11 protein-coding genes and 1 pseudogene are annotated in these 12,693 nt (G+C 76.7%); 3 read left to right on the forward strand and 9 right to left on the reverse strand.

Annotated features, from left to right (window positions below; translation table 11 throughout):
- Positions 1 to 6: 6 nt before the first annotated feature.
- Complete coding sequence (locus ACWPWV_RS02295) at positions 7 to 369, reverse strand: NADH-quinone oxidoreductase subunit A (RefSeq protein WP_454041352.1); 363 nt, start codon at positions 367 to 369, stop codon at positions 7 to 9.
- Between the two features lie 103 nt (positions 370 to 472).
- On the reverse strand, positions 473 to 1,774 hold the full coding sequence (locus tag ACWPWV_RS02300) for a geranylgeranyl reductase family protein (protein WP_454041353.1): 1,302 nt from the start codon (positions 1,772 to 1,774) through the stop codon (positions 473 to 475).
- 234 nt (positions 1,775 to 2,008) lie between these two features.
- Here ACWPWV_RS02300 and ACWPWV_RS02305 point away from each other — a divergent pair, with 234 nt between their 5' ends.
- Entirely contained in the window at positions 2,009 to 2,560 is a 552-nt protein-coding gene (locus ACWPWV_RS02305) for an MOSC domain-containing protein (protein WP_454041354.1), read from the forward strand.
- 23 nt (positions 2,561 to 2,583) lie between these two features.
- On the opposite strand, the gene ACWPWV_RS02310 is transcribed toward ACWPWV_RS02305, so the two are convergent.
- Entirely contained in the window at positions 2,584 to 3,282 is a 699-nt protein-coding gene (locus ACWPWV_RS02310; RefSeq protein ID WP_454041355.1) for a demethylmenaquinone methyltransferase, read from the reverse strand.
- 65 nt (positions 3,283 to 3,347) lie between these two features.
- Between ACWPWV_RS02310 and ACWPWV_RS02315 the strand changes: the two are divergent.
- Positions 3,348 to 4,699 (forward strand): annotated as a pseudogene (locus ACWPWV_RS02315) (isochorismate synthase).
- Between the two features lie 98 nt (positions 4,700 to 4,797).
- Positions 4,798 to 5,391, forward strand: a complete 594-nt coding sequence (locus tag ACWPWV_RS02320; RefSeq protein ID WP_454041356.1) for an N-acetyltransferase family protein — start codon at positions 4,798 to 4,800, stop codon at positions 5,389 to 5,391.
- A gap of 170 nt (positions 5,392 to 5,561) precedes the next feature.
- Here ACWPWV_RS02320 and ACWPWV_RS02325 read toward each other — a convergent pair whose 3' ends face one another.
- The 6 genes from ACWPWV_RS02325 to pdxR form a co-directional block, all read right to left on the reverse strand.
- Entirely contained in the window at positions 5,562 to 7,127 is a 1,566-nt protein-coding gene (locus ACWPWV_RS02325) for a S1C family serine protease (protein ID WP_454041357.1), read from the reverse strand.
- Between the two features lie 100 nt (positions 7,128 to 7,227).
- Positions 7,228 to 9,084 carry a 2-succinyl-5-enolpyruvyl-6-hydroxy-3-cyclohexene-1-carboxylic-acid synthase gene (menD, locus tag ACWPWV_RS02330; protein WP_454041358.1) on the reverse strand — a complete coding sequence of 619 codons (1,857 nt, stop codon included), beginning with the start codon at positions 9,082 to 9,084 and terminating at the stop codon, positions 7,228 to 7,230.
- Complete coding sequence (locus tag ACWPWV_RS02335; RefSeq protein WP_454041359.1) at positions 9,081 to 10,091, reverse strand: o-succinylbenzoate synthase; 1,011 nt, start codon at positions 10,089 to 10,091, stop codon at positions 9,081 to 9,083. Before ACWPWV_RS02335 ends, menD begins: the two co-directional genes overlap by 4 nt.
- A 58-nt stretch (positions 10,092 to 10,149) precedes the next feature.
- Positions 10,150 to 10,839: a TetR/AcrR family transcriptional regulator gene (locus tag ACWPWV_RS02340; protein ID WP_454041360.1), complete on the reverse strand. Its 690-nt coding sequence runs from the start codon at positions 10,837 to 10,839 to the stop codon at positions 10,150 to 10,152.
- The gene (locus ACWPWV_RS02345; protein WP_454041361.1) at positions 10,839 to 11,168 is read right to left on the reverse strand and encodes a DMT family transporter; all 330 of its coding nucleotides are present in this window, start codon (positions 11,166 to 11,168) and stop codon (positions 10,839 to 10,841) included. Before ACWPWV_RS02345 ends, ACWPWV_RS02340 begins: the two co-directional genes overlap by 1 nt.
- A 72-nt stretch (positions 11,169 to 11,240) precedes the next feature.
- Complete coding sequence (gene pdxR, locus ACWPWV_RS02350) at positions 11,241 to 12,650, reverse strand: MocR-like pyridoxine biosynthesis transcription factor PdxR (protein WP_454041362.1); 1,410 nt, start codon at positions 12,648 to 12,650, stop codon at positions 11,241 to 11,243.
- Positions 12,651 to 12,693: the final 43 nt, after the last annotated feature.

Raw genomic sequence — 12,693 nt, forward strand, 5'->3', positions numbered from 1 at the left:
TCGGTGTCAGTCCCACTCGAGGCCCCCGCGGCGCCACTCGTAGACGAACGGGACGGTGATGAGCGCGAGGAACGCGAGCATCGCGACGAGACCGAACGTCGCGAGCGTCGCGAAGTCGACGGCCCAGGGGTAGAGGAAGACGACCTCGATGTCGAACACGATGAAGGTCATCGCCACGAGGTAGTACTTGATCGGGAAGCGCCCGCCGCCGACGGCGTGGGGCGTGGGCTCGATGCCGCACTCGTACGCGTCGAGCTTGGCGCGGTTGTAGCGCTTGGGGCCGATCACGGCGCTCGCGGCGACGCCGCCGAGGGCGAGGACTGCGGCCAGTCCCATGAGGACGAGAAGCGGCACGTACGGGTTGGTCATCGCGTACTCCTCGAGTGGGGGCTCGGGATCCCTGGACGACGCCGTCCGGGGTCACGGTCAGGTGGTGCGAGCGTCGACGCCTTTGCCGACCCACCAGGTCTGGTCATGACGAGGGCACCACCCTCGTCAGCCCCGCGATGACGCGGTCGACCCAGTCGCCGCCGCGGGGCTCGTAGCAGTCGGACAACAGCTTGAGGACGAACCGCATGACGACCGGGCGGGGCAGCCCGTAGCGCGTGCAGATCCGCATGATCTCGGGGTGCTCGATGAGCTTCACGAAGTACCGGCCGAGCGTGTAGTAGCCGCCGAGCTCGCGGCGCATGACCTTCGGGTACGTCTGGAGCGCGCGCTCGCGCCCGGCGTCGGTGGCCCGTGCCCGGGACTGCGCCACGACGTCCGCCGCCGTGCGCGCGGCCTGCATCGCGTACGCGATGCCCTCGCCGTTGAACGGGCTGACCATGCCGCCCGAGTCGCCGACGAGCAGGACACCGCGCGTGTACAGCGGCGTGCGGTTGAACCCCATGGGGAGCGCCGCGCCGCGCACCGGGCCGATCTGGTTCTCCTCGGTGAGCTCCCACTCGGCGGGCGCGTTGCGCATCCACGTGGCGAAGAGGTCCTTGTAGTCGACGTTCGCCGCGGACTGCTTCGCCGGGGTCGAGCTCACCGAGCCGAGGCCCACGTTGGCCGTCCCGTCGCCGAGCGCGAAGATCCACCCGTAGCCGGGCAGCAGGGCGGACTCGTTCGGGGCGCCCTCCCAGAGCTCGAGGTGGGACTCCATCCACGCGTCGTCATGACGGGGCGTGCGGAAGTACGTGCGGACGGCGACGCCGATCGGCCGGTCCTCGCGACGGCTCAGCCCGAGCGCGAGCGCGAACCGCGACGAGACGCCGTCGGCGGCGATGACGACCGGCGCGCGGTACGTCACGTCGTCGCCCGCGCGGCGGCCCTTGTCGTCCACGGGGCGGGCGGTGACGCCGACGACGCGGCCCGTGCGCTCGTCGAGCACGGGGCCGGTCACCGCCGTGCGCTCGAGGAGCTTGGCCCCCGTGCGCTGCGCGTGCTCGGCGAGCGTGCGGTCGAACGAGTGCCGCGCGCGGGCCATGCCGTAGCTCGGGTACGACGCGAGGTCGGGCCACGCGAGCTCCCACGAGCGCCCGCTCGCGACGACGCGCAGGCCCTCGTTGCGGATCCAGCCGTCCTCCGCGCGCGTCGGGACGCCCATGCGCACGAGCTCGGCGACCGCGCGGGGCGTGAGCCCGTCGCCGCAGATCTTGTCGCGCGGGAACGCGGACTTCTCGAGCAGCAGCACGTTGAGGCCGGCGGCGGCGCAGTAGTGGGCCGCCGTCGAGCCCGCGGGGCCCGCACCCACGACGATGACGTCGGCGTCGTCGCGTCCTGCGCCCACGTCCTCACCTCTTCGCCGCTCGTCGGAACACCCTCCGGTGCTCGCGCACCTCACCGTCACCCGTCGTCGGGCACGGTGCACCCACATCCCTTGTGAAGTCGGTCACAATGGACAACCGTCACTCTAGTCACTCGTGCCGCGCGATGTGTAGCAAGGAGACCCTTCCTCGGGACATCCGGGACCCTCCTCACCGGACCGGGGACCTCGGTCCCCCGGGTGCGGCAGGATGGGCGCGTGCCCACCGTCGCGCCCCACGTCGTCGCCGTCGCCTCGAGCCCGGACCACGGCTTCAGCAAGCAGGTCAGCCCGTCCGTGCGCGTCGTCGCAGGTCATGGCGTCCTCGGCGACGCGCACGCCGGCGTCACGGTCCAGCACCGCAGCCGTGTCCGGGCCGACCCGACGCAGCCGAACCTGCGCCAGGTGCACCTGGTCCACGCCGAGCTCCTCGAGGAGCTCGCCGGGGCAGGGTTCGACGTCTCGCCCGGGGACCTCGGGGAGAACGTCACGACGCGCGGCGTCGACCTCCTCGGGCTCCCCCGCGGCGCACGGCTCGCGATCGGCCCCGACGTCGTGCTCGAGGTCACCGGGCTGCGCAACCCGTGCCGCCAGATCGACGACTTCCGGGCAGGCCTGCTCAGACGGGTCGTCGGTCGCGACGACGACGGCGAGGTCGTGCGCCGGGCCGGCGTCATGGCCGTGGTCGAGCACGGCGGGACGATCACCGCGGGGGACGACGTCGTCGTCCACCTCCCGGCCGCGCCGCACGCGCCGCTCGCGCCCGTCTGACGGCGCCCGCCGGACGTGCCGCGCTACGCGGCGGGGCGCGTGCCGCGGTGCAGCGCGACGACACCGCCCGAGAGGTTGCGGTACGCGACGCCCTCCCAGCCCGCGCGCAGCAGCAGGCGGCCGAGACCACGCTGGTCCGGCCACGCCGCGATCGACTCCGCGAGGTACTCGTACGAGCCGCCCTCGCGCGTCACGGCGGCGGCGATCCGCGGCAGCGCCTGCACGAGGTACTCCTGGTAGAGCACGCGGAACGGCTCCCACGTCGGCGTCGAGAACTCGCAGATGACGACGCGGCCCCCGGGCCGCACGACGCGCAGCATCTCGCGCAGCGCCCCCTCGGTGTCGACCACGTTGCGCAGCCCGAACGAGATCGTCACCGCGTCGAACGTCCCGTCGGCGAAGGGCAGGTGCGTCGCGTCGCCCGCGACGAACGGCAGGTCCGGGCGCCGCTCCTTGCCCACCTGCAGCATCCCGAGCGAGAAGTCGCACGGGACGACCCGCACGCCGTCGTCCGCGAACGGCTCCGACGACGTCCCCGTCCCCGCCGCGAGGTCGAGGACCTTCTCACCGGGCAGCGCGCCCAGCGCGCGCACCGTCGCGCGGCGCCAGGCGCGGTCCTGGCCGAGGGACAGGATGTCGTTGGTCAGGTCGTAGCGGCGGGCGATGCCGTCGAACATCGACGCGACCTCGGCGGGCTTCTTGTCCAGGCTGGCGCGGGGCATGGGCCCATGCTTCCACGAGCCGCGCGCTGCGCCGCACCCACCGGGCGCGCTTACGCTGGGTGACGATGACTGCAGAACCGTCGACGGCCCCGGCCGCCCAGCCCCACCCCCTCGTCGTCCGGACGAGCCGGATCGACGACCTCCCCGGCGGCCCCGCCGCGCTCGTCGACCTCCTGCCCGACGCGCGTCCCCTGAGGCCTGGGTGCGGCGCGGCGACGGGATCGTGGGCTGGGGCGAGGCCCTGCGCCTCGAGACGTGGGGACCGGGTCGGTTCGCCGACGCCGAGGCCGCGTGGCACGAGACGCTCGCGCGCGCCGTCGTGCGCGACGAGGTCGGCCTGCCGGGCACGGGCCCGGTCGCGTTCGGCACGTTCGCGTTCGACGACTCCGCGCCCGGCGACGACGCGCACGAGCCGCTGCGCGCGGGCGGCGTGCTGGTCGTCCCGCGCGTCGTCGTGGGGCGCCGCGACGGCACGACGTGGCTCACGACGGTCGACACCGCGGGCTCGCTCTCGTCCTCCCCCGCGGCCGCGCTGGCCCGCTCTCCGCGCACCCCGGTCTCGCCCCCCGGCGAGGTCACCTGGCACGACGGCGCCCTGCGCGCGGACGACTGGGCCGCCGTCGTCGCCGAGGGGGTCGAGCGCATCCGCGCCGGGGCGCTCGAGAAGGTCGTGCTCGCGCGCGACGTCGTGGCCCGCACGAGCGCGCCGGTCGACCCCCGCTGGCTGCTCGCGCGCCTCGCCACGGCCTACGAGGCGTGCTGGACGTTCTCGGTCGACGGCATGGTCGGCGCGACGCCCGAGCTCCTCGTGCGCAGCGAGAAGGGTCTCGTCACGTCGCGCGTGCTCGCGGGGACGATCCGGCGCGCCGGGCTGTCCGACGACGAGGCGCTCCTGCGCGCGGCACAGCTCGCGCGGTCGTCCAAGGACCTCGAGGAGCACGAGTACGCCGTGACCTCCGTCGCGCAGGCGCTCGCGCCGTTCTGCTCGTCGATGAACGTCCCCGACACGCCGTTCGTGCTGCACCTGCCGAACGTCATGCACCTCGCGTCCGACGTCACGGGCGTCCTCGCGGGCGGCGGCGCGACGCGCCCGGCCGCGCCGACGAGCCTGGCGCTCGCGGCCGCGCTGCACCCGTCGGCCGCGGTGTGCGGCACCCCGACCGAGGCCGCGCGCGACCTCATCCGGGAGATCGAGGGCATGGACCGGTCCCGCTACGCCGGGCCGGTGGGCTGGCTCGGCGCCGACGGCGACGGCGAGTGGGGCATCGCGCTGCGCTCGGCCGAGCTGTCCGCGTCCGACCCGCGCGACGTGCGGCTCTTCGCGGGCTGCGGCATCGTCGCGGCGTCCGACCCGGCGGCCGAGCTCGCGGAGTCCGAGGCCAAGCTCGAGCCGCTGCGGTACGCGCTCGGTTCCTGAGCCCGTCCCGGACCGTGGCGAACGGCACCACCGCGACCACCGGACCGGGCTCCGGACGCCTCTGTACCGGGCCCCGCGCCGCTGCTAGGTTCCCGCGGGTGTCCGAATCCTCCCCTGCTCCCGATCTGTCCGACCGCGGCGGCGGCCAGGACCCGACCGGCGTCCTCGTCCGGCGGGCGACGGTCGCGGACCGCGACGCCGTCCGGCCGCTCGTCCCCGAGCTGCGGCGCGACGCCCCGGACGCGACCGCGTTCGAGCGGTCGTTCGGCCCGCTCCTCGCCGCCCTCGACACGTGGTTCGCGGTGGCCGAGCTGCCCGGCGCGGGCGTCGTCGCGTACGTCCTGGCGAACCGGCACCTGAGCCTGGCCGGGAGCGGGGTCGTGTGCCGTGTCGAGGAGCTGGTCGTCGCGCCTGCGCACCGGCGTCGCGGCGTGGGGCGGGCGCTGCTCGCCGCGACGGAGGAGTGGGCGGTCGACGCCGGCGCGCGCCAGGCGGCGATCGCGACGGAGGTGTGCCAGGAGTTCTCGACCGCCGGCGGCTACTCGCGCACCGCGGGGTACTTCACCAAGCCGCTCGCGCCCCGCAGCGTCGCGGCCGAGGCGACGGCGCCCGACGGCACCGCGGCCGACGACGCGGGCTGGGCCGGTCCTGCCGTGCCGGCCCCGGGCCCGGGCCCGGCCGAGCACGCCTGACCCCTCGCACACGTCTGACCCCCGGCACGCCTGACCCCCCGCACGCCGAAGGCCGGCACGGAACGGGTCCGTGCCGGCCGGGCGGGGCGAGCGGGGGGACGTCCGCGGCGCTCCGCCGGGTCCGTCACGCCGGACGGGAGCACGGCGCGACGGGAGACGACGGCGGTGGGTCAGCCCTGTCCGCCGAAGAACCAGTCGAACGGGTTCGGGACGTTGCCGGGGTCGCTGGGGTCGGTCTCCTGACCCTGCTCGCCCTGCTGGCCGCCCTGGCCCTGGCCGTCCTGCCCCTCGGGCAGCTGGCCCTCGGGGAGCTGGCCCTGGCCGGAACCGTCCGAGCCCTCCGAGCCCTCGCCCGTGGTCTCCTGGTCGGCGGGGCGCGTCGCGAGCGTGACGTCGAGCTCGAGCGTCTTGCCGTCGCGCACGACCGTCAGGGCCGCGCTCGCGCCGGCCGCACGCTCGCGGACGAAGGCGGTGAGCGACTCGGCGCCGCCCACGGCGTCGCCGTCGATCGCGACGATCACGTCGCCGTCCTCGATGCCGGCCTCCGCGGCGGGCGACCCCTCGGTGACCTCGGCGACCTGCGCGCCGCGGCGCGTCACGCCGTCGGCCGTCGCGGTCGCGTCGGAGAGCGAGACGCCGAGGAACGCGTGCTCCGCGGTGCCGTTCTCGACGAGCTGCTCGCCGATCGTCTTCGCGAGGTTCACGGGGATCGCGAAGCCCAGGCCGATCGAGCCGGACTGGCTCCCGCCGCTCGACAGGGTCGCGATGGACGACGTGATGCCGATGACCTTGCCCTGCGCGTCGAACAGCGGACCGCCCGAGTTGCCGGGGTTGATCGCGGCGTCGATCTGGATGGCGTTGGTCACGACCGACGTGCCGCCCTCGGAGCCGGACGCGGAGACCGGACGGTCCACGGCGGACACGATGCCGGTCGTCGCGGTGTTGGCGAGGCCGAGCGGGTTGCCGACCGCGAGGACGGACTCGCCGACGCTCACGTCGTCGGAGTCGCCGAGCGTCGCGGGCTGCAGGTCGTCCGGGGCGTCGGTGATCTGCACGACCGCGAGGTCCGTCGCGGGGTCGAGCCCGACGATCGTCGCCTCGAACAGGCGGCCGTCGCTGAGGGTCACCTGGACGGTGTCGTCGACCGCGCCGGCGACCACGTGGTTGTTGGTCACGACGTGGCCCTGGTCGTCGATGATGACGCCCGAGCCCTCGCCGCCGCCGGACTGCGTCTGCACCTGGATCGCGACGACCGACGGCGCCACGGCCTGCGTCACGGCCTCCCAGTCGGGGTTCTGCGAGGACGAGCTCGAGACGGGTGCCGTCGTCGACTCCTCCTGCTGGCCGAGCTGGGCGAGCGAGCTGCTCGGCGACGCGTCGTCGTCGACGGCGAGCACGAGCCCGGCCGTGCCGAGGCTCGCGACGACCGCTGCGGCGGCCGCAGCGCTCACGACGGGCACCCAGGCGCGACGGCGCTCCGAGCGCGGGCCGGCGGGCTCGCCCTGCACGGGCGGCGCCGGCGGCGGGGGCACGGCCCCGTGGCCGCCCGCCGCCGGGTGCGCGGCGGGCGCGCCCTGGGCCGGGCGGGCGTAGGGGTTCGCGGCGGCCTGCTGCGGCGCGGCGGGCTGGGCGAAGTGGACGTGCTGCACGTTCTGCGGCTCCGTGAGGGGCGCGGTCGGGTGCGCCTGCGGGTGCTCGACGGGCTGCAACGGCGTGGTGGGGGTGTCGTTCGACATGGTGGGCCTCCTCGTTCTGCCCACTACTGAACACCGCGGGGCTTGAACGAGGCTTGAGCGTTCCTGGGAATCGGCTGCGAATCCGGAGCGGCCGCACCGGTCAGCCGGCGAGCGCCTCCACGACGGCGGTCCGCACCGCGGCGGCGAGCGCCGCGGCGTCCGCCCGCCGGTCCGTCCTCGGGACCCGGATCTCGAGCACCTGGACCCCGTGGCTGGGCGCGGCGAGCGCGTGCCGCAGCGACGCGACGTCGGGCACGAGCTGGTGGTCGACGCCGTAGCCCGAGCACAGGTGCGCCAGGTTCGCGCCGTGCGGCGTGGAGAACACGCGCTCGAAGGTCGCGCCCGCCGCGGTCGACGACTCCCCGAGCGCGCCCGGCTCGAGGCCGGCGAAGATCGACCCGCCGTCGTCGTTGACCACGACGAGCTGCAGGTCCACGTGCGGCTCGTGCGGGCCGCGCAGGAGGCCGCCGACGTCGTGGAGGAACGTCAGGTCACCGAGCAGCGCCCGCGTCCGGCGGCCGCGCCGGGCCTCCGCGAGCGCGACGCCGAGCGCCGTGGACACGGTCCCGTCGATCCCGGCGAGGCCGCGGTTCGCGACGACGCGCGGCGCGCCACGGCCGGCACCGTCCGCCGCGTGCTCCTCGACCCCGAGGACGAGGTCCAGGTCGCGCACCGGGTTGGACGACCCGACGACGAGCACGTCGTCCGGCCCGCACGCCCCGGCCACGGCGCGCGCGACCGCCGGCCCGCTCGTCCGGTCGGCACCCGTCGCGGCGTCGACGGCGCGCGCGGCCGCCCGGGCCGCGGCGCGCCACCGGGCCAGCCAGCGCCGGTCGGCCGCCGCGGCGGTCTCGTCGCCCCCGTCGTCACCGTCGCCCGGGGTCCCGGGCGCGGGGACGAGCCACTCCCCCGGCACCGCGGGGAGCACGGACCACGCGTTGCGCGCGGCGTCGGGCCACGGCGCGCCGGCCGGTGCGACGACGACGACGGACACGTCGTCGCGGCCGAGCAGCCGCTGGACCGGGCGCGTGAGCGTGGGGCGCCCGAGCACGACGACGTTCTCGACGTCGTCGACGAGCTCTGCCACGCCGAGCACGAGCGGCGCGGCCGGCACGGCGTCCGGTCCCCCTGCCGCGCCCGAGGACGGCTCGGCGAGCAGCGGCCAGCCGCGCACCTGCGCCAGCTCGCGCGCCAGCGGGCCGGCCCCGTCGCCCGCGACGACGACCGTGCGCCCTGCGGGCCGGCCCTGCCGGGGCGCGGAGACGGCTGCGGGGACGACCACCGTGCGCCGCCCGAGCGCCGCGGAGGGGTCGACGTCGGACGCCCCGAGCGGGGCGACGGGCACGAGCGGTTCGCGGTAGGCGAGGTCGAGGTGCACGGGCCCGGGCACGCCCGTGCGCGCGCCGGTCGCCGCGGCGAGCGCGCGCGTCGTCGCCGCGAGCAGGTCGCGCAGCTCGCCGTCGCGCCCGTCCGGAGCGGGCTGGTCGACGACGAGGCGCACCGCCGGCCCGAAGACCCCCACCTGGTCGGTCGTCTGGTTCGCGCCGGTGCCGCGCAGCTCGTGCGGGCGGTCGGCCGTGAGGAGCACGAGCGGGACCCCCGCGTGGTGCGCCTCGAGCACCGCGGGGTGGAGGTTCGCCACCGCCGTGCCCGACGTCGTCACGACGGCGACGGGCCGCGGCACGCGCCCCCCGCCGGGGGTCTCGACCGGGTCGCTGCCCCGGGCGAGCCCCAGGGCGAGGAAGGCGGCCGACCGCTCGTCCACGCGCACGTGCAGGGTCACGAGGCCCGCGTCGGCCGCGGCGGCGACCGCGTACGCGAGCGGCGCGGAGCGCGACCCGGGCGCGAGCACGACGTCGCGCACGCCCTCGCGGACGAGCCGGGCCACGAGCGCGCACGCCGCCCGCACGGCGGGTGGCTGCTGGACGGGCCCCGACCTGCTCGTCGCGGCGCTCATCGCCGCACCGCCGTCACGGAGGTGCCCACGAGGGCGGAGACCCGGTCGAGCCGGTCGCGCCAGCGGCGGTCGGTGTCGTCGCCGGGCGCGGTCGCCGCGAGCCGGTCGGGCGCGGGCCGCGGTCGCGCGACGCGCAGCACGCCGTCGACCGGCAGGAGCGGGGTGTCGGTGACGTCGTCGGCGAGGAGCTGGACGGTCGCGAGCCCGCACGCGTACGGCAGCTCCGGCAGTGCGGCCGCGAGCGCCACGCCCGCCGCGATCCCGACGGACGACTCGAGCGCGGACGAGACGACCACGGGGAGCCCGACCTGCTCGGCGAGCTCGAGGCACGCCCGGACGCCGCCGAGCGGCTGGACCTTGAGCACGACGACGTCGGCCGCGTCGGCGCGGACCACGGCGAGCGGGTCCTCGGCGCGCCGGACGGACTCGTCGGCGGCGACGGGCACGGCCGCGTCGCCCGGCTGCCCCCGCCGGACGGCCGCGAGGCCGGCGACGTCCGCGCACGGCTGCTCGACGTACTCGAGGCCGCCGGCGGCGCGGTCGAGGTGCGGGAGGCGGCGCAGCGCGTCGTCGACGTCCCACGCGCCGTTCGCGTCGGCGCGCACCCGGCCTCCGGGACCGAGCGCGTCGCGCACCGCCTCGAGCCGCGCGACCTCGTCCGCGAGCGGTTCGAGGGCACCGTCGCGCCCGCGCTGGGCGACCTTCACCTTGGCGGTGCGGCACCCGCCGGAGGCGGCGACGATCTCCCGTGCGCGCTCGGGACCGACGGCGGGCACCGTGACGTTGACCGGGACGGCGTCGCGCACGGCGACCGGCCAGCCGTCGTCGGCGGCCTCGAGGGCGGCGCGCAGCCACGCGGTGGACTCCGCGTCGTCGTAGTCCCAGAACGGGGAGAACTCACCCCACCCGGCGTCGCCCCGCACCAGCACGCCGTCGCGTGCGTCGAGGCCACGGAACCGGGTGGTCAGGCGGGTGCTGAAGACGACGACGGAGCGGGGGTCGGGCACGACCCCAGGCTATGCCACCCCCCGCCAGGACCCGCGGCGGGCGCCACCCCGGCTCGCGTCAGCCCGTGCCCCGCACCTCGCGGTGCCCGTCCTCGCCCACCAGGTCGGCGACGAGCCGCACGGCGAGCGCGCGCACGTCCCGGCCCTCGCTCAGCGCGCTCACGGCGGCGCCGTCGACCACGGCGACGAGGAGACCGGGGGGCACCCGCTCCACGCCGAGCACCGTGAGGACGTGCGCGACGGCGGTGTCGAGCCGGTGCCGGCCCTCGGCGTACGCGTGCGCGAGTGCGGGGTACCTGCCCGCGCCGACGAGGTGCTCGTAGAACCCGCGCACCTCCGCCTCGCCGCCGGGCGGCAGGACGGAGTCGACGAGGGCCTCGGCGCCGGTGGTGGTGGTGCGCCGCCCGGACGAGGCGCGCCGGATCGCCCGCGCCGCGGCGTCGCGCGCGTGGTCGGCCCAGCCCTCGACGATCACGCGCCCGGCAGCCCCGATGAGGTCGTCGAGGCCGGTGAAGTAGTACGTCGTGGCCGCGAGAGGGACCTGGGCGCGGGCGGCGACCGCGCGGTGCGTCACGGCTGCGGGGCCCTCGCGCAGGATGAGGTCGGCGGCCGCCCGCACGATCGCGTCGCGGCGCGCGGTGCCGCGCGCCTGCCGACGCGGCTCGGCGCGTGTCTCCGTGCGCGTCTCCGTGCGCGTCTCCGTGCGCGGCGCCCCGGTGGCCGCGCCCTCGGCCGACGACCCGGCCATCAGTGCCCCCCGCCGGACAGGTTGAGCCCGACGACCCCGGCCACGATGAGCACGAGGGAGACGACCTTGAGGGCCGTGACGGGCTCGTCGAACAGGACGACGGCGAGGACGGCGGTCAGGGCGGCCCCGATGCCCACCCACACGCCGTAGGCGACGCCCACCGGCAGGGTCTTGAGCGCGTAGCTCAGGCCGACCATGCTGAGCACGAGCAGCACGACGAACGAGACGCTCGGCCACAGCCTGCTGAGCCCCTCCGACGCCTTGAGGCTCAGGGCCCACCCGGCCTCCAGCATGCCGGACAGTATGAGGACGATCCATGCGAGCGCCATGAGGACTCTCCGTGGTTCGGCGCACCGGGTGGCAGATCCCGCCGTCGTACGCTAAGTGGTACTACCGTACCACTATCGGGAGGCGACGGCCCGCAGCACCGCACCCACCTGCCCGTCGCGCACGCGCGCGGTGCCGACGACGACCCCGAATCGCTCGCCGGGCCTCGCACCCGTCGTGCTCAGCGCCAGCGCCGGCACGCCCGCGCCCGCGAGGACCCGGACGGCCTGCGCCTCGGCCTCGCGCGACCCGAGCTCCACCACCACGTGCAGCCCCGCGTCGACGCCACGGACCCGCAGGCCCGGGGCCTGCGCGGCCAGCGCGTCGAGCAGGACCGCGCGACGGCGGCGGTAGATCGAGCGCACGCGGCGCAGGTGACGGCCGTAGGCACCGCCGACGAGGAGGTCGGCGAGCGCCGCCTGCTCGGGGACCGAGCAGCCGAGGTCGGCGCGCGTCTTGGCCTCGACGAGCGGCCCGACGAGCTGCGGCGGCGCGAGGACCCAGCCGAGGCGCAGCGCCGGCGAGAGCATCTTCGACACCGAGCCGAGGAGCACGACCCGGTCGGGGTCCATCGCCTGGAGGGCGGCGACCGGTCGCCGGTCGTACCGGAGCTCGGCGTCGTAGTCGTCCTCGAGCACGTACCGGTCCCCCGCCCGCGCCCACGCGAGGAGCTCGCGGCGCCGGTCCGGCGCCAGCACGACGCCGAGCGGGAACTGGTGCGCCGGCGTGACGAGCACCGCGCTCGCGTCGGGGAGCAGGTCCGCGCGCAGCCCGTCGTCGTCGACGGGGACCGGGTCGACCCCGAGCCCCGCCGCGAGGAGCAGGTCGACGGCGCCCGGCGACGAGGGGTCCTCGACCGCGACGCGCGCGGACGCCGCCGCCCCGCCCGCGCCGGCGGCGAGCAGGCCGGCGAGCAGCGTCAGGCCCTGGGCGACGCCGCTCACGACGACGACGTCGTGCGCGCGCGCCCGGGCACCCCTCGCCTGCCGGAGGTGGCTCGCGAGCGCCTCCCGCAGCGCCGGGAGGCCCTGCGGGTCCGGGTAGCCGAGGTCGGAGTCCGGGAGACCGGCCGTCGCGGACCGCACCGCGCGTGCCCACGCCGCCCGAGGGAAGAGCGCGGGGTCGGGCGTCCCGACGCTCGGGAGGCGTGCGGGGCGAGGTACCGCCGGCGGTGAGCCACCGCCGGTCGCCGACGCCGTGGACGGGCGGAGCGCCGCCACCGCCGTCCCGGCACGCGGCCTGCTCACGAGCAGCCCGTCGCCGACGAGCAGGTCGAGCGCCGTCGTGACCGTCCCGCGCGCGACGCCGAGCGCCGTCGCGGCGTCCCGGCTCGAGGGCAGCAGGACCCCGGCGGCCAGCCGCCCGTCGTCGACCGCGGCCCGCAGACCGTCCTCGATCCACCGTCCGACGGCGCCGTCGGGCCGCGGCCCCAGGAGGAGGAGCAGCGCGTCGGGTTCCAGCCGGTGCCGCGCGAGGTCCGTCATCTGGACCAGTGAACCAGAACGGAACTGGCTCTGTCCGCATGGA

This window comes from Cellulosimicrobium sp. Marseille-Q8652 (assembly GCF_965112045.1).

Coding starts and splice junctions, on each gene's coding strand:
- ACWPWV_RS02295 (WP_454041352.1), bottom strand. CDS start 369: ATGACCAACCCGTACGTGCCGCTTCTCGTCCTCATGGGACTGGCCGCA.
- ACWPWV_RS02310 (WP_454041355.1), bottom strand. CDS start 3,282: ATGCCCCGCGCCAGCCTGGACAAGAAGCCCGCCGAGGTCGCGTCGATG.
- ACWPWV_RS02325 (WP_454041357.1), bottom strand. CDS start 7,127: ATGTCGAACGACACCCCCACCACGCCGTTGCAGCCCGTCGAGCACCCG.
- menD (WP_454041358.1), bottom strand. CDS start 9,084: ATGAGCGCCGCGACGAGCAGGTCGGGGCCCGTCCAGCAGCCACCCGCC.
- ACWPWV_RS02340 (WP_454041360.1), bottom strand. CDS start 10,839: ATGGCCGGGTCGTCGGCCGAGGGCGCGGCCACCGGGGCGCCGCGCACG.
- ACWPWV_RS02345 (WP_454041361.1), bottom strand. CDS start 11,168: ATGGCGCTCGCATGGATCGTCCTCATACTGTCCGGCATGCTGGAGGCC.
- pdxR (WP_454041362.1), bottom strand. CDS start 12,650: ATGACGGACCTCGCGCGGCACCGGCTGGAACCCGACGCGCTGCTCCTC.